We start from the raw sequence: 23,024 nt of genomic DNA, 5'->3' as shown, positions 1-23,024 counted from the left end.
GGGTCGTGCCGATCTCGCAGGAAGGGGGAGAATGGAGGCATGGTCTTTGATTTCGAGCGGACGCAGCGCATCGCGATTCTGGGAGGCGGCCCCGGCGGCTACGAGGCGGCCCTGGCGGGCGCTCAGCTCGGCGCCGACGTGACCCTCGTCGAGCACACGGGCGTCGGCGGGTCGGCGGTGCTGACCGACGTCGTCCCGTCGAAGACGCTCATCGCGACGGCCGACGCGGCCCAGTCGATCGCCGACGCGGGGGAGCTCGGCGTGCAGTTCTACGCGCGCGGCGAGGACGGCAAGCCGCTCAAGCCCGAGGTCGCCATCAACCTCCTCGCGATCAACAAGCGCCTCCTCGCGCTCGCGGGGCAGCAGTCGGAGGACATGCGCGCGCAGCTCATCGAGGCCGGCGTCAAGATCATCTCCGGACACGGGCGCCTCGAGGGCGATGAGGCGATCGTCGTCTCGACGGGGCCGAAGGGCACCGACTTCGACCGCGTCGAGGCCGACACGATCATCGTGTCGGTGGGCGCGTCGCCGCGCGAGCTGCCCTCGGCCAAGCCCGACGGCAAGCGCATCCTCACGTGGAAGCAGCTGTACGACCTCGAGGCGGTGCCCGAGCACCTCATCGTCGTCGGATCCGGCGTCACGGGCGCCGAGTTCGCGTCGGCGTACATGAACCTCGGCGCGAAGGTCACGCTCGTCTCCAGCCGCGACCAGGTGCTCCCCGGCGAGGACCAGGACGCTGCGAAGGTCCTCGAGAAGGTCTTCACGCGCGGCGGCATGACGCTGCTCGCGAAGTCGCGCGCCGACAAGGTCGAGAACACGGGAGACGGCGTCACCGTCACCCTCTCCGACGGCCGCGTCGTCGAGGGCTCGCACTGCCTCATGGCGGTCGGCTCGATCCCGAACACCGCCGGCATCGGCCTCGAGGACGCGGGCGTCCAGCGCACGGAGTCGGGGCACATCCGCATCAACAAGGTGGGGCGGACGTCGGTGCCCAACGTGTACGCGGTGGGCGACTGCACGACGATGATGCCGCTCGCGTCGGTCGCGTCGATGCTCGGCCGCACCGCGGTCTTCCACGCGATGGGCGATGTGGCCATCCCCTTCGACACGCACAAGATCGCCTCGAACATCTTCACGAGCCCCGAGATCGCGACCGTCGGCTGGACGCAGCCGGCCGTCGACGAGGGCGAGGTCAGCGCCGAGGTGCACAAGCTGCCGCTCGCCTCGAACGCGCGCGCGAAGATGATGGGCGTCAAGGACGGCTTCGTGAAGCTCTACGCGCGCGAGGGATCCGGCACGATCGTCGGCGGCGTCATCGTCGCGCCCCGCGCGTCGGAGCTCATCTACCCGATCTCGATCGCGGTCGAGCGCCGTCTCACGGTGGATCAGATCGCGCGCGTGTTCGCGGCGTACCCGTCGCTCGCCGGCTCGATCACCGACGCCGCGCGCGCCCTGCACCACGTCGACCGCCGGAGCTAGCGACCTCAGGCGCCGGCGCGGCGCGCGGAAGAGCCGGCCCCGGGATCGTCCCGGGCCGGCTCTTCGCATGCCGCTCTCGTGCACGCCGCTCCTCGCATGCCGCCCTCCCGCATGCCGCCCTCGTGCATGTCTCACTCGTCGTGGGTTTCGGGGTCCCATAACGACGATAAGTGAGACATGCAGAGCCGGAGGGGCGGCGAGGAGTGAGCAATCTGCGGACTTCTGACGGATGTCATTGCTCGGTCTGCTGGGTCGGCGTAGCGTGAGCGGTGTCCGGACCAGGACGGCAATGACGCCCACAAGGCGCAGCGCGAACGAGGAGGTTCCGCGATGTCGATCGCCATTCCCGCACCCCGCAGCGAGCTGGTCGAGGGGCTCGACACCCCGCTCGGCGTCCTCGCCCCCGACGGCTCCCGACACGCGTGCCGCACGCTCGACGAGCACCTGGCCGACCTCGACGAGACCGCGCTCACCGACCTCTTCGTCGACATGTCCCTCGTGCGCCGCGTCGACGAGGAGGCCTTCGCCCTGACCCGTCAGGGCGAGCTCGTGCTGTGGCCGCCGCTGCGCGGACAGGAGGCGGCGCAGGTCGGGGCCGCGCACGCCCTCCGCGAGACGGACTTCGTCTTCGCCTCGTACCGCGAGCACGCCCTCGCCGTGCTGCGGGGCGTCGACCTCGGCGACCTGCTGCGCGTGTGGCAGGGCCACGCGCTCTCGGGCTGGGATCCCCTCGCGCATCGGATGGCCACGCCCCAGATCATCATCGGCGCGCAGACCCTGCACGCGACGGGATACGCGATGGCGGTGCGCCGCGACGGCGGCGACGACATCGCGGTCGCGTGCTTCGGCGACGGCGCGACGAGCGAGGGCGACGTGAGCGAGGCGATGGTGTTCGCGAGCTCGTTCCAGGCTCCCGTGGTGTTCCTCTGCCAGAACAACCAGTACGCGATCTCCGAGCCGGTCCGCGTGCAGTCGCACGCCGCGCTCGCGCTGCGCGCGACGGGCTTCGGGATCCCGGCCATCCGCGTCGACGGCAACGATGTGCTCGCGGTCCTCGCCGCGATGCGCGCGGCGGCCGACCGCGCGCGTCGGGGAGAGGGGCCGACGTTCGTCGAGGCGGTCACGTACCGGATGGGCCCACACACGACGACGGACGACCCCGGCCGCTATCGCGACGCCGACGAGGTCGACGCCTGGCGCGCGAAGGACCCGATCGACCGGCTCGAGCGCCACCTCGCCTCCGTCGGGGCGCCGATCGAGCACATCCGAGAGGACGCGCGGATCCGCTGCGACGCGATCGCCAAGGAGATGCGCGCGGCCGTCGTGCAGGCCGAGGCACCCGCCCCGGAGAGCCTCTTCGACCACGTGACCGTCACGCCCACGCGTCGGATCCGGCGCCAGCGAGCCGAGCACCTCGCGTTCGCGGCGAGCATCCAGGAGGAGCGATGACGGTCGAGACCCTCAGCCTGGGCGCGGCCGTCGGGCGCGCCCTCGCGGACGCGCTCGAGGGCGATCCCGACGTCGTCCTCATGGGCGAGGACATCGGGCGGCTCGGCGGCGTCTTCCGCGTGACGGACGGACTGCAGGCGCGCTTCGGCGCGGAGCGCGTGATCGACGCGCCGCTCGCCGAGTCCGCGATCGTCGGAACCGCGGTCGGCATGGCCTACCGCGGCGCGCGACCGGTCGTCGAGATCCAGTTCGACGGCTTCGTCTTCCCCGCGCTCGACCAGATCGTCACGCAGCTGTCGCGCCTGCACTACCGCACGCACGGTCGGCTGCGGATGCCCGTCACGATCCGCGTGCCGTTCGGCGGCGGAATCGGCTCGGTCGAGCACCACGCCGAGTCGCCCGATGCGTACTTCGCGCACACGCCGGGCCTGCGCGTCGTCACGGCGTGGAGCCCGCAGGAGGCCTACTCGACGCTGCGTGCCGCGATCGCGAGCGACGACCCCGTCGTGTTCCTCGAGCCCAAGGCGCGGTACTGGTCCAAGGGGGAGGTCGACACGGCGCTCGTGCGCGACCTCGACACCGCCGAGGTGCTCGTCCGCGGACGCGACGTCACGCTCGCGGCGTACGGGGCGGTCGTGCAGACGGCGCTCGACGCCGCCCTCGCCGCCCGCGACGAGGGGATCGAGATCGAGGTCATCGACCTGCGCTCCATCTCGCCGCTCGACGTCGACACGGTCGTGGCGAGCGTCGAGCGGACCGGGCGCCTCGTCGTCGCCCACGAGGCGCCCGCCGAGGTGTCGGTGTCGAGCGAGCTCATCGCGAGCGTCGTCGAACGGGCGTTCGGGGCTCTCGAGGCGACCCCCGAGCGCGTGACCGGATACGACACGCCCTACCCGCCATCCGCTCTCGAGTCCCATTACCTGCCGAGCCTCGACCGCATCCTCGACGCGGTCGACCGCTCGCTCGGGCGCCGCTCGTCGCGGACGGGGCTTGTCCTCGAGGGGAGCGCGCGATGACCGCCGTCTTCCGCCTGCCCGACCTCGGGGAGGGCCTCACCGAGAGCGAGATCGTCGCGTGGAAGGTCTCTGAGGGCGACTCCGTCACGCTCAACCAGGTCATCGCCGAGGTTGAGACCGCCAAGGCCGTCATCGACCTGCCGAGCCCCTACGCGGGCGTGATCCGCCGCCTGCACGCGAGCGAGGGCGAGACCGTCGAGGTCGGCGCCCCGCTCGTCGAGTACGACCTCGAGGACGCCGCAGAGGCGGCCGACCCCGAGTCCGCAGAGCCCGCGCCATCCGCGGACGCCCCGCCCGCGCCATCCGCGGACGTCCCGCCCGCGCCATCCGCAGAGCCCGAGGAGCCCGAGCCATCCGAGCCGTCCGAGGAGCGGGTCGCCATGCTCGTCGGGTCGGTGCGGATGGACGGAGCGCGGCGCGCCACGCGCAGACCGCGCACGTTCGCGCAGACGCCGTTCGTGCGCGCGGAGCGGTCGCCCGCGCGCGCGTTCCCGCCGGTCCGCCAGCTCGCGAAGCAGCGGGGGATCGACCTCGCCGCGGTCACGCCGACCGGCGAGGGCGGCGTCGTCACACGCGCCGACCTCGATCGCGCGGCCGCCCACCCCGCGCCGCCGACCTCGCACCGCGAGCGCCTGAGCGGGCTGCGCCGGGAGACGGCCAAGGCGATGACGGCGTCGGCGCTCTCGGTCCCGCACGCCGCGTGCTTCCTGCAGGTCGACGTCACGGAGACCCTGCGCCTCGCCCGCGACCTCGCCGCAGAGGGCGGGGCGAGCCCGACGCTCCTCTCGCTCGCCTCGCGCGCCATCGTGCTCGCGGCTCGACGCACGCCCGGCGTCAACGCGCGCTTCGACGCCGACGCGGGGGAGATCGAGTTCCATGATCGCGTGAACCTGGGCATCGCAGTCGCGACCGACCGCGGTCTCGTCGTCGCGAGCGTCGACGACGCCGAGCGTCTCGACGCCATCGCGCTCGCCGGCGCCATCGCCGAGCGCGCGGCCGCCGCGCGCGACGGCTCGATCGGGCTCGCCGCGCTCACGTCGTCGACGCTCACCGTGTCGAACGTCGGCGTCTTCGGCGTCGACGGCGGCATCCCGATCCTCACGCCCGGGCAGTCGGCGATCGTCGCCCTCGGCGCGGTGCGGCGCACGCCCTGGGAGCACGACGGCCGCATCGCGCTGCGCGACGTCATGACGATCACGGTGTCGTTCGACCACCGGGTGATCGACGGCAGGGAGGCGAGCGCCTTCCTCGTCGACGTCGGGGAGATGCTCGAGCGACCGGGGCTCGCGCTCGCACGGGGGTGAGGATGGCCATGGAGCGGCTGACGACGACGGTGGACGCGGGCGGCGCGGAGGGCGCGGCGCGCGACGCGCGGATGCGCGAGCTCGTCGCCGACCTGCGCGCTCGGCTGGAGTCCGCGGCGCTCGGCGGCAGTGCCCGCGCGCGCGAGCGGCACGTCGCGCGCGGCAAGCTGCTGCCGCGCGAGCGCGTCGACCGGCTGCTCGATCCGGGCAGCCCGTTCCTCGAGCTGTCGCCGCTCGCGGCGAACGGCCTGTATGACGACGAGGCGCCCGCGGCCGGTCTCATCACCGGCATCGGCACGGTGTCGGGCCGCCGCTGCGTCGTCATCGCCAACGACGCGACGGTCAAGGGCGGCACGTACTTCCCGCTCACGGTCAAGAAGCACCTCCGCGCGCAGGAGGTCGCGCGAGAGAACCGGCTGCCGTGCATCAGCCTCGTCGACTCGGGCGGCGCATTCCTCCCGATGCAGGACGAGGTCTTCCCCGACCGCGAGCACTTCGGCCGCATCTTCTACAACCAGGCCACGATGAGTGCTGCGGGCATCCCGCAGATCGCGTGCGTCATGGGCTCTTCGACCGCGGGAGGCGCCTACGTGCCCGCCATGAGCGACGAGACCGTGATCGTGGCCGAGCAGGGGACGATCTTCCTCGGCGGCCCGCCGCTCGTCAAGGCGGCCACCGGCGAGGTCGTCTCGGCCGAGGACCTCGGCGGCGGCGAGCTGCACACGACGGTGTCGGGCGTGGCGGATCACCTCGCCGACTCCGACGAGCACGCGCTGCGCATCGTGCGCGACATCGTCGCGACGCTCCCGCCCGACCCGGCGCCGCCGTGGGAGATCGCCCCGCCCCGCGAGCCGGTCGTCGAACCCGAGACGCTCTATGCCGCCATCCCCGAGGATCTCCAGACGCCGTACGACGTGCGTGAGATCATCGCCCGCCTCGTCGACGCGAGCGCGTTCCACGAGTTCAAGGCGGGCTACGGCACGACGCTCGTGACCGGGTTCGCGCGCATCCTCGGCCACCCCGTCGGCATCGTCGCGAACCAGGGCGTTCTCTTCTCGGAGAGCGCGCTCAAGGGCGCGCACTTCGTCGAGCTGTGCGACCAGCGCGGCATCCCGCTCGTCTTCCTCCAGAACATCACGGGCTTCATGGTCGGCGCGGAGTACGAGCGCGGCGGGATCGCGAAGAACGGCGCGAAGATGGTCACCGCGGTGTCGTGCGCGCGCGTCCCGAAGCTCACCGTCGTCGTCGGAGGGTCGTTCGGAGCCGGCACCTACTCCATGTGCGGTCGCGCGTTCGACCCGCGGTTCCTCTGGCTGTGGCCCAATGCGCGGGTCTCGGTGATGGGAGGGCCCCAGGCCGCGAGCGTGCTCGCCACGGTCAAGCGCGAGCAGATCGAGGCCGACGGCGGCGCCTGGTCCGACGCCGAGCAGGCCGCGTTCGAGGAGCCCATCCGCGAGCGGTACGAGCGCCAGGGGTCGCCGTACTACTCGACCGCGCGCCTGTGGGACGACGGCGTCATCGATCCCGCCGACACGCGTCGCGTGCTCGGCCTCGCCCTGGGCGTCGTCGGCCGCGCGCCCCTGCCCGACGTCCGCTACGGCGTCTTCCGGATGTGAGGGCGATGTTCGACAGGGTCCTCATCGCCAACCGCGGCGAGATCGCGCTGCGGGTCATCCGCACGCTCGATCGGCTCGGCATCGCCTCGGTCGCGGTGCACTCCGACGCCGATGCCGACGCACCCCACGTGCGCGCCGCGACCGAGGCCATCCGCATCGGCCCCGCCGATCCGCGGCGGTCGTACCTCGACATCGAGGCGGTCATCGCCGCCGCGCTCGCAGCGGGTGCGCAGGCCGTGCACCCCGGGTACGGCTTCCTGTCGGAGAACGCCGCGTTCGCGCGGGCCTGCGCGGAGGCCGGCATCGTGTTCATCGGCCCGCCGCCCGGGGCGATCGAGACGATGGGCGACAAGATCCGCGCGCGCGCCGCGGTCGAGACGCGCGGCGTGGCCACCGTGCCCGGCATCGCCGAGCCGGGGCTCGACGACGCCGCGCTCATCGCGGGGGCGGCGCGCGTCGGCTTCCCCGTGCTCGTGAAGCCGTCGGCGGGCGGGGGCGGCAAGGGGATGCACCGGGTCGACCGCCCCGAGGACCTGCCCGCGGCGCTCGCGCAGGCGCGGCGCGAGGCGGCCGGCGCGTTCGGCGACGACACCCTCTTCGTGGAGCGCTTCGTGGCCGACCCTCGGCACATCGAGGTGCAGGTGCTGGCCGACGCGCACGGCGCGATCATCCACTTGGGGGAGCGCGAGTGCTCCCTGCAGCGTCGTCACCAGAAGATCATCGAGGAGGCGCCGAGCCCGCTCCTCGACGCGGCGCAGCGCGAGGCGATCGGGCGCGCGGCGTGCGAGACGGCCCGGGCCGTCGGGTACACGGGGGCGGGGACGGTCGAGTTCATCGTGTCGGGTGCGCGCCCCGATGAGCCGTTCTTCATGGAGATGAACACGCGGCTGCAGGTCGAGCATCCCGTCACCGAGCTCGTGACCGGCGTCGATCTCGTCGAGCAGCAGCTGCGCGTCGCGGCGGGCGAGCGCCTCGCGATCGCGCAGGAGGACATGCGGATGACCGGGCACGCGATCGAGGCGCGCGTCTACGCCGAGGATCCGTCGGCCGGGTTCCTGCCGACGGGCGGGCGGCTCATCGACGTCGCATGGCCGAGCAGCGCTCGCGTCGACGCGGGTGTCGAGGCCGGGACGGCCGTCGGCGCGCACTACGACCCCCTGCTCGCGAAGATCGCGGTCCACGCCGCGACGCGCGCGGACGCCGTCGCGGGTCTGCGCGATGCGCTCGCGCAGACGCACCTGCCGGGGATCGTCACGAACCTCGGCTTCCTCCGTCGACTGCTCGAGGTGCCGGCGGTCGCGGACGGCGCCCTCGACACGGGCCTCGTCGACCGCGAGGTCGACCGCCTCGCGGCGGAGACGACGCCCGACGCGGCCTTCGCCGCGTGCGCGCTGCACGAGCTGCCGCCGACGACGGGGGCGTGGGCCGCCGACGGCTGGCGCATCGGCGGGGCGCGGGGCGCACGGCTGCGCTACGCGGACGGCGACGCCGTCGCGACCGTGTCGATCGACATCCGTGCGACGCCGTGGCGGATCTCGGTCGAACGGGATGGCGTGACGCGCCCGGTCGCGGAGGCCGACGCCCGCGCCGTGCGGGTGCTCGAGGACCCGGGGGACCCCGCGGGCGCGCTGTGGGCGGTCGGGCCCGACGGCGACGCGCGCGTCGCCCCGTACGCCCCGCCGCGCCGGGTGCGCAGGGGAGCCGCGCCCGCCCTCGCCTCGCCCATGCCAGGGACCGTCGTGGCCGTCCACGTCGCCGACGGCGCGGAGATCGGCGAGGGCGCGGCCGTCGCGAGCGTCGAGGCGATGAAGATGGAGCACGTCCTGCGCGCGCCGGTCGCCGGGATGGTGCGCCTCGACGTCGCGGTCGGCGAGACCGTGTCGCGCGGCCAGCAGGTCGCGCGGATCCTGCTCCCTGCGGGGGCGTCAGACGAGGAGGGGACGCCGTGAGCGCCGAGCGCCGCATCACCCAGCGCGGGCTGTGGTTCGACGAGTTCGAGACGGGAGTCGTCTACGAGCACCGGCCGGGCCGCACGATCACCGAGGCCGACGACGTGCTGTTCACCACCATGACGATGAACACGCAGGCCCTGCACCTCGACGCGCACTGGGCGGCGCAGACGGAGTTCGGCGAGCGACTCGTCAACTCGATGCTCACCCTCGCGACGATCGTCGGGATGTCGACGGGCCAGCTCACGAACGGGACGATCGTCGCGAACCTCGGGTTCACGAGCGTCGAGTTCCCCGCCCCCATGCGGCACGGGGACACCCTCTACGGCGAGACGCGCGTGCAGGAGACGCGGCCCTCGCGCTCCCGACCCGGCCAGGGGATCGTGACCCTCGAGCACATCGGCCGCAACCAGGACGGCGTCGTCGTGGCCCGCGCGGTCCGCACGGTGCTCATGCAGGGGAGGCCGCGATGAGCGTCGCGCTCGGTCCCGCTCTGCTCTTCTGCCCCGCCGACCGCGCCGACCGGTTCGCGAAGGCGGCCGAGCGAGCCGACGCGGTGGTCCTCGACCTCGAGGATGCCGTTGCGCCCGACGCGAAGGACGCCGCTCGTCGCGCGGTGGTGGAGTCCGCGCTCGACCCCGCCCGCACTCTCGTGCGGGTCAACGACGCCCGGAGCGGACAGCTCGCCGCCGACCTCGACGCCGTGCGCCGGTCGCCGTATCGCGCCGTGATGCTCGCGAAGACGGAGGCCGCCGCAGACGTCGACGCGCTCGGCGACCTCGAGGTCGTCGCGCTGTGCGAGACGGCGGCGGGCGTCGTGCGCGCCGCGGAGATCGCGGCGCACCCGCGCGTCACGGCGCTCATGTGGGGCGCGGAGGACCTCGTCGCGTCGATCGGCGGAACCTCCAGCCGCACGCAGGACGGCGCCTACCGCGCCGTCGCGATGCACGCGCGCTCGGCCATCCTGCTCGCCGCGGGAGCCTTCGGGAAGGCGGCCGTCGACGCGGTGCACCTGGACATCGGCGACCTGGACGGCTGCCGCGCCGAGGCCGAGGATGCGGCCGCGAGCGGGTTCGCCGCGAAGGCCGCCATCCATCCGTCGCACGTCGCGGCCATCCGGGCGGCGTTCGCGCCCTCGGATGCCGAGGCCGCCTGGGCGCGCCGCCTGATCGCGGAGTCCTCCGCGCACGGCGGCGTCTTCCGGTTCGAGGGCCGCATGGTCGACGAGCCGGTTCTCCGACACGCGCGCGCCATCCTCGCGCGCACCGCACGCGGGGCCACGAGCCCCGCCCCCTGAAGGGAGACGACGATGTCGCTCATCACGCCCACCCGCACCCCCGTCGACGGCACCGAGATGCTCGAGCCGGATCTGCAGGAGCTCGCGCGCACCGTGCGCGCGTTCGCCGACGACGTGGTCGCGCCCGCCGCGTACACCTACGACACCGAGCGCCGCCTCCCGCTCGAGATCATCGCCGAGATGGGGCGGATGGGGCTGTTCGGCCTGCCGCTGCCCGAGGAGTACGGCGGGCAGGGCAAGTCGTACCTGCACCTGTGCGTCGCGGTCGAGCAGCTCGCGCGCGTGGACCAGTCCATCGCGGTCACGCTCGAGGCGGGTCTCGGGCTCGGCGCGATGCCGATCTACCGCTTCGGCACCGAGGAGCAGCGCCGCGCGCACCTGCCCGCCCTCGCACGCGGCGAGGCGCTCGCCGCCTTCGGCCTCACCGAGGCCGAGGCGGGCTCCGACGCGGGGGCGACGAAGACGACCGCCACGCTCTCGGACGGCTGGTGGACGATCAACGGATCCAAGCAGTTCATCACCAACTCGGGTACGCCCATCACGAGCGTCGTGACTGTGACCGCCGTGACCGGCGAGCGCGTCGGGCGCGACGGACGGCGAGGGCCCGAGCTGTCGACGATCATTGTGCCGGTCCCGACGCCCGGGTTCACCGCGCTGCCCGCATACGACAAGGTCGGGTGGCACACGTCCGACACGCATCCGCTCGTGTTCGACGGTGTCCGCGTGCCCGAGGAGAACCTCCTGGGGGAGCGCGGCCGCGGCTTCTCGAACTTCCTCAGCGTGCTCGACGAGGGCAGGGTCGCGTTCGCGGCGCTCTGCGTGGGCGCGGCGCAGGGGTGCCTCGAGCAGGCCGTGCTGCACGCCAAGCGCCGCGTCGTCTTCGGGCGCCCGATCGGCGACAACCAGCACATCGCGTTCACGATCGCGCGGATGCAGGCCCGTGTCGCGGCGGCCCGCGCGGTCATGCACGACGCGGCTCGCCGCATCGACGCGGGGGCGCCGTTCACGACCCAGGCCTCGCTCGCGAAGCTCATCGGATCGGAGGCGGCGGTCGCCAATGCGTCGGACGCGACCCAGATCTGGGGCGGGTACGGGTTCATGAACGAGAACCCGGTCGCGCGGCACTACCGCGACGCGCGCATCCTCACGCTCGGGGAGGGCTCGACCGAGGTCCAGCTGGGGATCATCGCCCGCAGCCTCGGCTTCGACCGCGCCTTCGGCTGACCAGCCCACGCATGTCCCAGGTGTTCCGGGTTCCGGGGGCGGATGGCCGGAACACGTGGGACATGCCCGGGGGAGATCAGCCGATCAGGAGGAGCTGGTGGCCCGCACCGACGGTGGCGCCGGGCGTCGCGTCGATCGAGCCGATCGTGCCGTCCTTGTGGGCGTGCAGCGGCTGCTCCATCTTCATCGCCTCGAGCACGACGACGAGGTCGCCCTTGACGACCTGCTGGCCCTCCTCGACGGCCACCTTGACGACCGTCGCCTGCATGGGCGACTTGAGGGCATCGCCCGAGGCGCCCGCGGTCGCGGTGCCGCCGCCGTGCTTGCGGCGGGACGAGGGGACGGCCGCGGGGCGGCCGGTCGCGCCGGGAGCCGTCACGACGCGGTCGGGCAGGCTGACCTCGAGCCGCTTACCGTTCACCTCGACGACGACCGTGTGCCGGCTCTCGGCCGCGCGCGGCGCCTCGAGCTCGCCGTCCCACGCGGGGATGTCGTTCTCGAACTCGGTCTCGATCCAGCGCGTGTACACGCCGAAGACGCCGTCCTCCGCCGTGAAGGCGGGGTCGCGCACGACCTTGCGGTGGAACGGGAGCACCGTGGGCAGGCCCGCGACCTCGAACTCGTCGAGGGCGCGGCGCGAGCGCTCGAGCGCCTCCTCGCGCGTCCGGCCGGTGACGATGATCTTCGCCAGGAGCGAGTCGAACGCGCCCGAGACCTCGTCGCCCGCGGTGACGCCCGAGTCGAGGCGGATGCCCGGGCCGCCGAAGGTCTTGAACACGTGGATCGGGCCGGGCTGGGGCAGGAAGCCGCGACCGGGGTCCTCACCGTTGATGCGGAACTCGATCGAGTGGCCCTGCGGAGCCGGGTCGTCGTAGTCGATGGTGCCGCCGGCCGCGATGCGGAACTGCTCGCGGACGAGGTCGATGCCGGTGACCTCCTCGGAGACCGGATGCTCGACCTGCAGGCGGGTGTTCACCTCGAGGAACGAGATGGTGCCGTCGGCACCCACGAGGAACTCGCACGTGCCGGCGCCCGTGTAGCCGACCTCGCGCAGGATGGCCTTGGATGCGGCGTAGAGGATGGCGTTCTGCTCGTCCGTGAGGAACGGAGCGGGGGCCTCCTCGACGAGCTTCTGGTGACGGCGCTGCAGCGAGCAGTCGCGCGTCGACACGACGACGACGTTGCCCTCGGCGTCGGCGAGGCACTGCGTCTCGACGTGGCGGGGCTTGTCGAGGTACTTCTCGACGAAGCACTCGCCGCGGCCGAAGGCCGCGATCGCCTCGCGCGTGGCCGACTCGAACATCTCCGGCACCTCGTCGAGGGTGCGCGCGACCTTGAGTCCGCGGCCGCCGCCGCCGTAGGCCGCCTTGATCGCGATCGGGAGGCCGGCCTTCTCGGCGAACGCGACGACCTCCTCGGCCGTGTCGACGGGGCCGGGCGTGCCGGGCGCGAGCGGCGCGCCGACCTTCTCGGCCACGTGGCGCGCGGTGACCTTGTCGCCGAGCGCCTCGATCGCCTCGGGCGACGGCCCGATCCAGATGAGGCCGGCGGCCTGCACGGCGCGCGCGAACGCGGCGTTCTCCGCGAGGAAGCCGTAGCCCGGGTGCACGGCGTCCGCACCGGAGCGACGGGCGACCGAGAGGATCTTCTCGATCTGCAGGTAGGTCTCGGCGCTCGTGGCGCCCTCGAGGGCGTAGGCCTCGTCGGCGAGGCGCGCGTGCAGCGCATCGCGGTCCTGGTCGGCGTAGACGGCGACCGAGGCGATCCCCGAGTCGCGGGCTGCGCGGATGATGCGGACGGCGATCTCGCCGCGGTTCGCGATGAGCACCTTGGCGATATCAGGCATGCGTTCCAGACTAGTCACGGTCGGACGCCGCCTTTTGAGTGACCCTCACAAAGTGCGCGCCGAAAGGTGTGCCGTTCCCTACGACGGCAGGCGGTTCCAGAGCGACGTCCACTCGACGCCGAGCTCTCGGACGAGGCGGCGGACGGTCGAGAGCGACATGCCGACGACGGTCGACGGGTCGCCCTCGACGCGCTCGATGAACGCACCGCCCAGGCTGTCGACCGTGAACGCGCCGGCCACGAGGAGGGGCTCGCCCGTCGCGACGTACGCGGCGATCTCGTCGTCGCTCACGTCCGCGGCGAACGACACCGAGGCCCGCGCGGTCGCGTGCGCCTCGACCGGCTCGGTCTCCGCGCGGACGCGGATGACCGCGTGGCCCGAGTGCAGGACGCCGGTGCGGCCGCGCATGCCCTGCCAGCGCGCCGTCGCCGCCTCGGGCGTATAGGGCTTGCCGTAGATCTCCCCGTCGAGCTCGAACATGGAGTCCCCGCCGATCACGACGCCGTCGAAGCCGGGGTGGACCTGCAGGACGCGCGCGGCGACATCCGCCGCCTTGCGGCGTGCGAGGACGAGGACGTGCTCGTCGGGCGGCAGCACCCGGCCCTCGCGCTCCTCGAGCTCGGCGATCGCCGCCTCCTCGTCTACGGCGGGGGCGATCGCGAGCGGCTCGATGCCGGCCTGGTTCAGGAGCATGAGGCGCGCGGGAGACGTCGAGGCGAGGCAGACCTGCATGGCTCCACGCTAGGCGATCCGCCAGGGGCGAGGTGCGACGATGGGAGCATGCAGACGGGAGACGTCGTCGACCTCGAGGTCACGGACATCGCGCACGGAGGCGTCTTCGTGGCGCGGCACGAGGGCAGGGTCGTCTTCGTGCCCGACGCCGTCCCCGGGGAGCGCGTCCGCGCGCGGGTCGCGGAGGTCAAGAAGAGCTTCGCGCGAGCCGAGGCGCTCGAGGTGCTCGACGCGTCGGAGCATCGCCAGCCGCACATCTGGGCCGAGGCCGACATCGCCCGCGACCCCGCCGACCGGGTCGGCGGCGCCGACCTCGGTCACATCGCGCTCGCGCACCAGCGCGAGCTCAAGGCGCATGTCCTCCGCGACGCGTTCGCGCGCTTCGCGGACGAGAAGGTCGACGTGGTCGTCGCGCCCGCCGCGGACGGCGACGAGACCGAGTCGGCGGATGGCACGGGCTGGCGCACGCGCGTCGGGCTCCATGTCGACGCGGATGGCCGGATCGGCCCGTTCGCCTCGCGCAGCCATCGCGTCATCGAGGTGGCGCACCACCCGCTCGCCGTCGCGGAGATCGAGGGCGCCGCCCTCGCGCTCCAGCGCGAGAAGCCCGGCCGGGTCGACCTCGTCCGGCCGGCCGACGGGCGCGTCCGGGTCATCCGCCGCCCGGATCGCCGGCGCACGCGGGGCGCGCAGCCGGCCCCCGCCCCCGAGGTCGTGGTCGAGCGCGTCGGCGACCGCGGCTTCCAGGTCGATGCGGGCGGATTCTGGCAGGTGCACCGCCTCGCGGCGCGGACGCTGCACGCGGCGGTCGCCCGTGCCCTCGACGACATCGCGCCGCACGGCCTCGACGCCGACGCGTGGCACCTCGACCTCTACGGCGGGGTGGGGCTCTTCGCCGATGCGCTCGCGTCCGCCGCGGACGGCGACGCCCGTCTCACGTCCGTCGAGTCCACGCCCCGCGCGACCGCGCACGCGCGCGAGAACCTCGAGCGCCATCCGCGCGCCGAGGCCGTGACCGCACGCGTCGAGCGCTGGCTCGGCGCGCTCGCCGCGGACGCGGAGCCCGCGGACCGCGACGCGCTGCGTCGGGGCGTGACCCTGCTCGACCCTCCGCGTGCGGGGGCGGGCCGCGAGGTCGTCGACGCGGTCGCCGCGCTCGAGCCGTCCGCCGTCGTCTACGTCGCCTGCGACCCGGTCGCGCTCGCGCGCGACGTGGGGCTGTTCCGCGCCCACGGCTACGCGCCCGAGCGCCTGGAGGCGTTCGATCTCTTCCCGAACTCGCACCATGTGGAGGCGCTCGCGGTCCTGCGCCGCGCGTGAGCCAGCGTCGCCTGGCGATAGGCTTCTCGCCATGACACGCGTGGCCCTGATCGACGATCACGAGTCGGTTCGTCTCGGGCTCGAGGCGGCGCTGCAGCGCGACGGCCAGGAGGTCGTCTACAGCGGCGTCTCGGTCTCGGCGTATCTCGCGTGGCGGGCCGAGACGAAGGCGCCGCCCGTCGACGTCGTGCTGCTGGACCTCACCCTCGGCGACGGCGCGACCGTCACCGAGAACGTCCTCCGGCTCGCGGGCGAGTCCTCCGTGATCATCCACTCCGTCGCCGATCGTCCTGCGGCGGTCCGCGAGGCGCTCGCGGCCGGCGCCGCCGGCGTCGTGAGCAAGTCGTCGCCCCTCGAGGACGTCCTGAGCGCCGTCCACACGACCGCGGGCGGCGAGCCCCTCAACAACGTCGAGTGGGCCAGCGCCGTCGAGGGCGACCGCGAGTTCGCCGACGCGCAGCTCGCCACGCGCGAGCGCGAGGTGCTCCGGCTGTACGCGGCGGGGCTCCCGCTCAAGGCCGTCGCCGACCGCCTCGGCATCGCGTACTCGACGGCCAAGGAGAACATCACGCGCATCCGCGTGAAGTACACCGAGGTCGGGCGCCCCGCCCCGACGAAGGTGGATCTGCTGCGGCGGGCGATCGAGGACGGCATCGTCGAAGCGCCCGCGGAGGGGTGATGTCCGCGGGCGGCACGCGCGGGATCCCCTCGGGACAGGAGGCGATCGCCGAGGCCTGGACGCACGTGCTGCCGCGCCGCACGGCGACCGCCGTCGAGATCGAGCGCGGCTTCACCTCCGCACGCATCGAGCGGGTCCTGCAGATCGCCGTGGCCCTCGCGTCGGCCCTCCTCGGCGTCCAGTCGTTCCTGACCGCCATGGGGTCCGACCTCGACCCGCTCCCGCGCACGCTGCTCACGGCCACCGTGTTCGCGTCGCTCGCGGCGATGATCGCCGCGTGTCTCGCGGGCCGGTGGGCGCGCCCCGCGGCCACGGTGTTCGCCTTCCTCTTCCCGCTCTCGCTGCTGCTGTTCTGGGCGCTCCCCGAGCCGCGGTACGAGCCAGCGGGAGGCCCCTGGGTCTTCTTCCTCCTCAATGTCGCGCCGGCGGCGGCCGCCCTCGTCTTCCCCGTGGCCTGGCAGCTCGTGTGGGTCGTCGTCGTCCCGCTGCTGTTCGCGATCGTCCGGCTCTCGCGCGGCGAGTTCTCGGCCGAGCACTGGCTGACGTCGGTCTACGACGTCTCCCTCTCGCTCATCGTCGGGGGAACCGCGGTCGCGCTCATCTGGATGTTCCGCAGTCTCGCCGCGGGCGTCGACGCCGCGCGCGCCGCCGCGATCGACCAGTACTCCCGCGCCGCCTCGGCCGAGGCCGCTGAGCAGGAGCGCGTCGAGGTCGCGGCCCTCATGCACGACAGCGTGCTCGCCGCCCTCATCGCCGCGGGCCGCGCGCAGTCGGATCGCGAGCGCCAGCTCGCCGTGTCGATGGCGCGCGAGGCGCTCACGCGCCTCGCGAACGCCGAGTCCGACGAGCCAGAGGGCAGCGACGCCCCCGTGACCTCCGCCTGGATCGCCTCGGAGCTCCAGGCGCAGGCGCGAGGGCTCGGCGTCGTGCTCGCCGTGGCGGGCGACGAGCTGCCCATGCCGGGCATCCCCGGCCGCGTCGCGCGCGCGCTCGTCCTCGCGGCCACGCAGGCCGTCGCGAACTCCATCCAGCACGCGGATGGCCGCGGCCTCGCCGTGCGCCTCACCGCGCGGCACGGGCGCATCCGCATCGTCGTGTCGGATGCGGGCCGCGGCATCGATCTCGCGTCGATCCCCGCCGACCGCCTCGGCATCCGGGCGTCGATCTTCGCGCGCGTGGCGGCGGTCGGCGGCGGAGCGGCCATCGAATCCGACGAGCGCGGCACGGTCGTGACGATCACCTGGCCGGCGGGCGACGACGACAGCCTCTACCGGCGCGAGGCGGAGGAGGCCCCGTGAAGGTCCGCAAGGTCCTCACGATCCTCGCCGCGGCGTTCTCGGGGTACCTCGCCGCGCGCGGCGTCTTCCCGACGCAGCCGGTCGACCGGCCGGGATTCCTCATCGCGGGCGTCGTGCTCTACCTCGGTGCGACCATCCTCGTGCTCGCCGTGCGCTCGGTCGACTCCGCGCGCCGCGACGTCGCGCGCCTGCCCGTGTGGGCGACCGCGTGCGCTCTCGCGGTGTCGGCCGCGATGCCGTGGGTCGTGACGGCCTGCGCGGACGAGAGCGCGCGGATGGCGCCGCACGTCACCTGGTACGTCGGGGGAGCGGGCGCTCTCATGACGATCGTCATGGTGCGCCGCCGCCCGATCTCGGCGTGGACGGGGATCGCGCTCCTCGGCGTGAGCAGCTCCATCCTCATGGGCATCGGGAACGCGCTCGCCTTCGGCCTCGTCGGGTCGTTCCTCTGGGTCGGGGTCGGCCAGCTCATGCAGATCTCGACCGACCGCGCCTACTCCGACACCGTGAAGCTCGCGAGCCTGCAGCAGGCGTCGGCGGCATGGCAGTCCGCGCAGCTCGTGCGCCGCCGCGAGCGGCGCGAGCGCGTGCAGTACGCCCTGCAGGTCGCGGCGCCCGTGCTCACCCAGGTGATCGCGTCGGGAGGCGCCCTCACCGACGAGCAGCGCGCTGCCGCCTGGCTCGCAGAGGGCGCGCTGCGCGACGAGCTGCGCGGGGCCCGGCTCCTCGACGACGACGTCCGGCGCGTCATCGCGACGCTCCGCGAGGGCGGCGCCGCCGTCACGGTCCTCGACGAGGGCGGACTCGACGACCTCGGCGACGACGCGCTGGCGGCCATCCGCGCCGAGCTCGCGCAGACGCTCGCCTCCGCGGATGCCGGCCGCATCATCATCCGCACCGCTCCGCATCCGGACATCGCCGTGACGATCGTGGGGCGTGCGGCCGCGGGCGGTCACTCCGACGAGGACGCGGTCGCGCTGTGGCACGAGATCCGTCGGCCCGCGGCCTCCTGAGGGGGGGAAAAAGGAAAGGGCCGGGGGTGATCCTTCACCCCCGGCCGTGCGGACGGTTACCCGAAAACCGTCCGCGGTGTGCCGACTCGCCATCTGCTTACCCTGGAGCGGATGGGGCGGCCAACGCACAAGCGTTTCCATATCCAGTATGGAAAACCCGCAAGCTCGTGTCTGTAGGTATTTCGGGGGACAAGAACCGGCCCCCTGAGCGGTCTCAGCCGCCGAAGCGGCCCCAGCCGCCGCGTGCGAGCGGACGGCGGAGACGGCGCGACCTCGTCCACGCGTCGAACGACGGCGTGTCGTCGACGACGGCCGATGCCGCCTCCTGCGTGTAGGCCTCGGACACGACCGCGACGATGGCCGCGAGCTCCTCGTCGGTCGGGTTCCCGCGCACGACGTCGACGCGGGGGATGTCGTTCTGCTCGGACATGCGCCGTCTCCCGCTAGAGCGGGATGTTCCCGTGCTTCTTGGGCGGCAGCTCCGCGCGCTTGCCGCGGAGCGAGCGCAGCGCCTTCGCGATCGCCACGCGCGTCGCGGCCGGCTCGATGATGCCGTCGAGCTCGCCGCGCTCGGCCGCGAGGAACGGGCTCGCGACATTGTATGTGTACTCGTTCGCGAGGCGCGTGCGGACGGCGGCGACATCCTCGCCCGCCTCCTCGGCCTTCTTGAGCTCGCCGCGGTAGAGGATGTTCACCGCGCCCTGGCCGCCCATGACCGCGATCTCGGCGGTCGGCCAGGCGAGGTTGATGTCGGCGCCGAGCTGCTTCGAGCCCATGACGATGTAGGCGCCGCCGTAGGCCTTGCGCAGGATGACCGTGACGAGCGGGACGGTGGCCTCGGCGTAGGCGTAGAGCAGCTTCGCGCCGCGGCGGATGACGCCGGTCCACTCCTGATCCGTGCCCGGCAGGTAGCCGGGCACGTCGACGAGGGTGACGATCGGGATGGAGAACGCGTCGCAGAAGCGCACGAAGCGCGACGCCTTCTCGCCCGCGTCGATGTTGAGCGTGCCCGCCATCTGCGAGGGCTGGTTCGCGATGATGCCGACCGTGCGACCCTCGACGCGGCCGAAGCCGATGACGATGTTCGGCGCGAACAGCGGCTGCACCTCGAGGAACTCACCGTCGTCGACCGTGCGCGAGATGACCTCGTGGATGTCGTACGGCTGGTTCGGCGAGTCGGGGATGAGGGTGTTCAGCTGCCGGTCGGCGTCGGTCGTCTCGAACTCGAACGCCGACTCGTACGCCGGCGCATCCGCCATGTTGTTGTCGGGCAGGAAGCCGAGGAGGGTGCGCGCGTAGTCGAGCGCGTCGTCCTCGTCCTCGGCGAGGTAGTGGGCCACGCCCGAGCGCGTGTTGTGCGTGTAGGCGCCGCCGAGGTCCTCCATGCCGACGTCCTCGCCGGTCACGGTCTTGATGACGTCGGGGCCCGTGACGAACATCTGGCTCGTCTTGTCGACCATGATGACGAAGTCCGTGAGCGCGGGGGAGTACACCGCGCCGCCCGCCGCGGGGCCCATGATGATCGAGATCTGCGGGATGACGCCCGACGCGGCGGTGTTCAGGCGGAAGATCTCCCCGTACTTGCCGAGGGCGACGACGCCCTCCTGGATGCGCGCGCCGCCCGAGTCGAGGATGCCCACGATGGGCATCCCGCCGCGCAGCGCGAACTCCATGATCTTGATGATCTTCTCGCCCGCGACCTCGCCGAGGGAGCCGCCGAAGGTCGAGAAGTCCTGCGCGTAGACGGCGACCGTGCGACCGTGGATCGTGCCGACGCCGGTCACGACCGAGTCGCCGTACGGCCGCGACCTCTCCATCCCGAACGCGGTCGTGCGGTGGCGCACGTACTCGTCGAACTCGACGAACGAGCCGTGGTCGACGAGCAGCTCGATGCGCTCGCGCGCCGTCAGCTTGTTCTTGGCGTGCTGCTTCTCCTGCGCCTTCGCCTCGGCCTGGACGACGGCCTCGTCGTAGCGGGCGCGCAGGTCGGCGATCTTGCCCTGGGTCGTGGACATGTCGGGTTCGGTCACGCGTTCCACACTAGTCGCGGCCGCCGCGCGCGACTTGGAGGGCACACACAACGCCCGTCGTGAAGCTGTGTGGTGCGGCGACACCGCCCTCGGAGACCCGCGCGGATCAGTCGAAGAAGGCGGCAGCCGCGCGCGCCTCGTACGCGGCGTCGTCGAGCTCATCGGCGGCGACATTGACGTGCCCGACCTTGCGACCGGGGCGCGGCTCCTTGCCGTAGGTGTGGATCTTGGCGAGCGGATGCGCCGCCATGGCCGCGGCGAAGCGGTCGGTGAGCTGCTCGCCCTGCGGGCCGCCGAGAATGTTCACCATGACGACCGCGCCCGCGGCGACGTCGGGAGCGCCGAGCGGGAGGTCGAGGACCGCGCGCAGGTGCTGCTCGAACTGACTCGTCACGGCGCCGTCCTGCGTCCAGTGCCCGCTGTTGTGCGGGCGCATCGCGAGCTCGTTGACGAGGATGCGGTCGTCGACGGTCTCGAAGAGCTCGACCGCGAGCATGCCCGTGACGCGCAGCCCCTCGGCGATCGTCTTGCCGAGCCGCGCGGCGACCTCCATGAGCTTCTCGCTCGCGTCGGGGGCGGGCGCGAGCACCTCGGCGCACACGCCGCCGCGCTGCACGGTCTCGACGACGGGGTAGGCGACCATCCCGCCGCTCGGGCGACGCGCCACCTGCTGCGCGAGCTCGCGGCGGAAGTCGACGAGCTCCTCCACGAGCAGCGCCTCGCCGTCGAAGTCGGCGAACCAGTCGGCGACGTCCTCCGGGCGCGAGACGACCTTCACGCCCTTGCCGTCGTAGCCGCCCCGCGGCGTCTTCACGACCGCGCGCCCGCCGTGGTCGTCGAGGAAGGCCTGCAGCTCGGACGGCTCGGCGACGGCGGCCCAGTCGGGCTGCGGCGCGCCGAGCTCGGCCAGGCGGCGGCGCATCACGAGCTTGTCCTGCGCGAAGCGCAGCGCGTCGGGGCCCGGGTGCACCGCGACGCCCGCGTCGACGAGCGCGTGCAGGACGTCCTGCGGCACGTGCTCGTGGTCGAACGTGATGACGTCCACGTCCTTCGCGAACGCGAGCACGGTCTGGGCATCCCGGTAGTCGCCCACGGCGGCCTGGGCGAGTGCGGCCGACATGCCCTCCTGCTCGGCGAGCACGCTCAGCTCGATGCCCATCTCGACCGCGGGAGCGATCATCATCCTCGCGAGCTGGCCGCCGCCGATCACACCCACACGCATCGTCATGCGTCCATTTTGACGCATCGGCGGACCCGCGAACGATCAGCCGCGGGGCGCGGGCAGCTGGTGCCCGAACGAGAAGCCCTGCGATTCGCGGTGCGCCTGGATCTGGCTCATCTCGACCTGGTCGGCGAGCACCTCGTGCACGAGGCCGGCGTCGGGCACGTCCCGCAGCACGAGCGGCGCCGTGACGCCGTCGGACAGCACGAGCGTGCCCGCTCCCCACATCCGCTGCAGCACCCCGCGGCGGAGTCGGATGGAGTAGCCGCGTGTGTGCGAGAGCTCGCTGTGGTCGCGGGCGAGGAGGCCGCGCTTCGCGATCACGCGCCGGGTCGTGATCGTGTACGTGCGGGTGAGCCATGCGAGCAGCGGCAGGACGGCGCCGAGCAGGACGACGGCGCCCGCCGCGGCCAGCAGCATCCAGTCCTCGAAGGGAGCCGGTAGGTTGCCGAGCAGGTAGCCCGTCGCGCCCGCCGTGGCGATGACGAGCAGCGCCGACCAGGTGAGCCGTCGGGCGTGGCCGTGCAGGCGCGCCACGAGCAGCTCGGGCGCGGGGGCGACCGGCGGCGTGGCGGGCCGACCCGCGAGTCCAGGCGTGCTCATGCCCCCATTGTCCGCGACGCGGGCAGGACTCCGCCGCGCCGCGCCGGGCCGCTCAGCGGACATGCACGACGTCGCCGGCCGAGACCGCCACGCGGTCGCCGTCCGCGACGACGACGAGGCGCCCGTCGGGAGCGAGCTCGGTCGCGCGCCCCCGCAGCGTCGTCCCATCGGGGAGGGACACGGCGACGTCGCGGCCGAGCGTCGTGCACACGGCGGTCGCCGCGGCGTGCGCTCCGGACGCGACGGCGTCGCCGCCCGCCCGGGCGAGACCGCGGAGCAGGCCGTCGAGCGCCGTGAGGTAGTCCGCGACGAGGGCGTCCTCGTCGCAGGCCAGGCCCAGCGCGGGAAACGACGTCGCCGTCGGCACGGGGAGGTCGATCGGCTGCAGGCGCGTGTTGACCCCCGTGCCGACGATCACGGCGTCGGGGTCGGCGGTGCCCTCGGCCAGCACGCCGCAGATCTTCCGGAGCTCGTCGCCCTCGTGTGCGACGAGCACGTCGTTCGGCCATTTCAGGCCGACCCGGATGCCCGGGGTCTGGGCCGCGACCGCACGCTGCATCGCGACTCCCGCGACGAGGGGGATCCAGCCGCGCCCGGCGAGGGGGAGATCGGGCACCCGCAGGACGACCGACAGGGCGAGGGCGGCGCCCGGAGGGGCGACCCAGCGTCGGTCGAGTCGGCCGCGCCCCGCCTGCTGGTCGTGCGTGAGGAGCACCCCGAGGTGCGGCCACTCCTCGCCCTGCGCGATCGCGCGCGCGAGATCGGCGTTCGTCGACCCCGTCTGCGCGACCTCCGCCATCCGCCCTGCCACCGTGCGCGTCCGCTCCCAGCTCACCCGTCGACCCTAGCCGGATGGCCCTGGTCGGCGTCGGAGCGGGGGTCCGCCCCGGCGACAGCAGGAGGATCCACCGATGGCAGGACGGCACGGCCGAATCCGTCCTGCTCTC

The 23,024-nt window shown here is 73.3% G+C and carries 20 protein-coding genes; 13 read left to right on the top strand and 7 right to left on the bottom strand.

The window, feature by feature from the left end:
• Positions 1-39 precede the first annotated feature (39 nt).
• The 9 genes from M1D56_RS11540 (at position 40) to M1D56_RS11500 (ending at position 11,334) form a co-directional block, all read left to right on the top strand.
• Positions 40-1,479 carry an NAD(P)H-quinone dehydrogenase gene (locus M1D56_RS11540; RefSeq protein WP_271173848.1) on the top strand — a complete coding sequence of 480 codons (1,440 nt, stop codon included), beginning with the start codon at positions 40-42 and terminating at the stop codon, positions 1,477-1,479.
• Between the two features lie 330 nt (positions 1,480-1,809).
• Positions 1,810-2,928 carry a pyruvate dehydrogenase (acetyl-transferring) E1 component subunit alpha gene (pdhA, locus tag M1D56_RS11535; RefSeq protein WP_456283651.1) on the top strand — a complete coding sequence of 373 codons (1,119 nt, stop codon included), beginning with the start codon at positions 1,810-1,812 and terminating at the stop codon, positions 2,926-2,928.
• Positions 2,925-3,944, top strand: a complete 1,020-nt coding sequence (locus M1D56_RS11530) for an alpha-ketoacid dehydrogenase subunit beta (protein ID WP_456283650.1) — start codon at positions 2,925-2,927, stop codon at positions 3,942-3,944. The genes pdhA and M1D56_RS11530 overlap by 4 nt, the downstream gene beginning before the upstream one ends.
• Positions 3,941-5,248, top strand: a complete 1,308-nt coding sequence (locus tag M1D56_RS11525) for a dihydrolipoamide acetyltransferase family protein (protein ID WP_456283649.1) — start codon at positions 3,941-3,943, stop codon at positions 5,246-5,248. Before M1D56_RS11530 ends, M1D56_RS11525 begins: the two co-directional genes overlap by 4 nt.
• 8 nt (positions 5,249-5,256) lie before the next feature.
• Positions 5,257-6,864 carry a carboxyl transferase domain-containing protein gene (locus M1D56_RS11520; protein WP_456283648.1) on the top strand — a complete coding sequence of 536 codons (1,608 nt, stop codon included), beginning with the start codon at positions 5,257-5,259 and terminating at the stop codon, positions 6,862-6,864.
• Positions 6,865-6,869: 5 nt separating this feature from the next.
• On the top strand, positions 6,870-8,813 hold the full coding sequence (locus tag M1D56_RS11515) for an acetyl/propionyl/methylcrotonyl-CoA carboxylase subunit alpha (protein WP_456283647.1): 1,944 nt from the start codon (positions 6,870-6,872) through the stop codon (positions 8,811-8,813).
• Positions 8,810-9,286: a MaoC family dehydratase gene (locus M1D56_RS11510; RefSeq protein WP_271173842.1), complete on the top strand. Its 477-nt coding sequence runs from the start codon at positions 8,810-8,812 to the stop codon at positions 9,284-9,286. Before M1D56_RS11515 ends, M1D56_RS11510 begins: the two co-directional genes overlap by 4 nt.
• Positions 9,283-10,110, top strand: a complete 828-nt coding sequence (locus M1D56_RS11505; RefSeq protein ID WP_271173841.1) for an HpcH/HpaI aldolase/citrate lyase family protein — start codon at positions 9,283-9,285, stop codon at positions 10,108-10,110. The genes M1D56_RS11510 and M1D56_RS11505 overlap by 4 nt, the downstream gene beginning before the upstream one ends.
• A 57-nt stretch (positions 10,111-10,167) precedes the next feature.
• The gene (locus M1D56_RS11500; protein WP_271173957.1) at positions 10,168-11,334 is read left to right on the top strand and encodes an acyl-CoA dehydrogenase family protein; all 1,167 of its coding nucleotides are present in this window, start codon (positions 10,168-10,170) and stop codon (positions 11,332-11,334) included.
• A gap of 76 nt (positions 11,335-11,410) precedes the next feature.
• Here M1D56_RS11500 and M1D56_RS11495 read toward each other — a convergent pair whose 3' ends face one another.
• A complete protein-coding gene (locus M1D56_RS11495; protein ID WP_282979660.1) occupies positions 11,411-13,180 on the bottom strand; it encodes an acetyl/propionyl/methylcrotonyl-CoA carboxylase subunit alpha in 1,770 nt (589 codons plus the stop codon).
• A 78-nt stretch (positions 13,181-13,258) separates the two neighbouring features.
• Entirely contained in the window at positions 13,259-13,912 is a 654-nt protein-coding gene (locus M1D56_RS11490; protein ID WP_271173839.1) for a Maf family protein, read from the bottom strand.
• A gap of 48 nt (positions 13,913-13,960) precedes the next feature.
• Here M1D56_RS11490 and M1D56_RS11485 point away from each other — a divergent pair, with 48 nt between their 5' ends.
• The 4 genes from M1D56_RS11485 to M1D56_RS11470 are packed head-to-tail and all read left to right on the top strand — an operon-like array spanning position 13,961 to position 18,222.
• The gene (locus M1D56_RS11485; RefSeq protein WP_456283646.1) at positions 13,961-15,232 is read left to right on the top strand and encodes a class I SAM-dependent RNA methyltransferase; all 1,272 of its coding nucleotides are present in this window, start codon (positions 13,961-13,963) and stop codon (positions 15,230-15,232) included.
• 31 nt (positions 15,233-15,263) lie between these two features.
• Entirely contained in the window at positions 15,264-15,911 is a 648-nt protein-coding gene (locus tag M1D56_RS11480; RefSeq protein WP_271173837.1) for a response regulator transcription factor, read from the top strand.
• Positions 15,911-17,209: a sensor histidine kinase gene (locus M1D56_RS11475; RefSeq protein WP_324014243.1), complete on the top strand. Its 1,299-nt coding sequence runs from the start codon at positions 15,911-15,913 to the stop codon at positions 17,207-17,209. Before M1D56_RS11480 ends, M1D56_RS11475 begins: the two co-directional genes overlap by 1 nt.
• The gene (locus M1D56_RS11470; RefSeq protein WP_282979658.1) at positions 17,206-18,222 is read left to right on the top strand and encodes a hypothetical protein; all 1,017 of its coding nucleotides are present in this window, start codon (positions 17,206-17,208) and stop codon (positions 18,220-18,222) included. Before M1D56_RS11475 ends, M1D56_RS11470 begins: the two co-directional genes overlap by 4 nt.
• 214 nt (positions 18,223-18,436) lie before the next feature.
• On the opposite strand, the gene M1D56_RS11465 is transcribed toward M1D56_RS11470, so the two are convergent.
• From M1D56_RS11465 to M1D56_RS11445, 5 genes are all read right to left on the bottom strand, one after another.
• Positions 18,437-18,652: an acyl-CoA carboxylase subunit epsilon gene (locus M1D56_RS11465; RefSeq protein WP_271173834.1), complete on the bottom strand. Its 216-nt coding sequence runs from the start codon at positions 18,650-18,652 to the stop codon at positions 18,437-18,439.
• A gap of 13 nt (positions 18,653-18,665) precedes the next feature.
• Positions 18,666-20,237 carry an acyl-CoA carboxylase subunit beta gene (locus M1D56_RS11460; RefSeq protein ID WP_282979738.1) on the bottom strand — a complete coding sequence of 524 codons (1,572 nt, stop codon included), beginning with the start codon at positions 20,235-20,237 and terminating at the stop codon, positions 18,666-18,668.
• 121 nt (positions 20,238-20,358) lie between these two features.
• Positions 20,359-21,480 carry a 5-(carboxyamino)imidazole ribonucleotide synthase gene (locus M1D56_RS11455; protein WP_282979657.1) on the bottom strand — a complete coding sequence of 374 codons (1,122 nt, stop codon included), beginning with the start codon at positions 21,478-21,480 and terminating at the stop codon, positions 20,359-20,361.
• Positions 21,481-21,516: 36 nt separating this feature from the next.
• Entirely contained in the window at positions 21,517-22,077 is a 561-nt protein-coding gene (locus M1D56_RS11450) for a PH domain-containing protein (RefSeq protein ID WP_271173832.1), read from the bottom strand.
• Between the two features lie 52 nt (positions 22,078-22,129).
• Positions 22,130-22,912, bottom strand: coding sequence for a biotin--[acetyl-CoA-carboxylase] ligase (locus M1D56_RS11445; RefSeq protein WP_456283645.1), 783 nt, complete (start codon positions 22,910-22,912; stop codon positions 22,130-22,132).
• Between the last annotated feature and the right edge of the window lie 112 nt (positions 22,913-23,024).

It is taken from the genome of Microbacterium sp. JZ101 (assembly GCF_053903175.1).
This window is presented reverse-complemented; position numbering and strand designations above follow the sequence as displayed.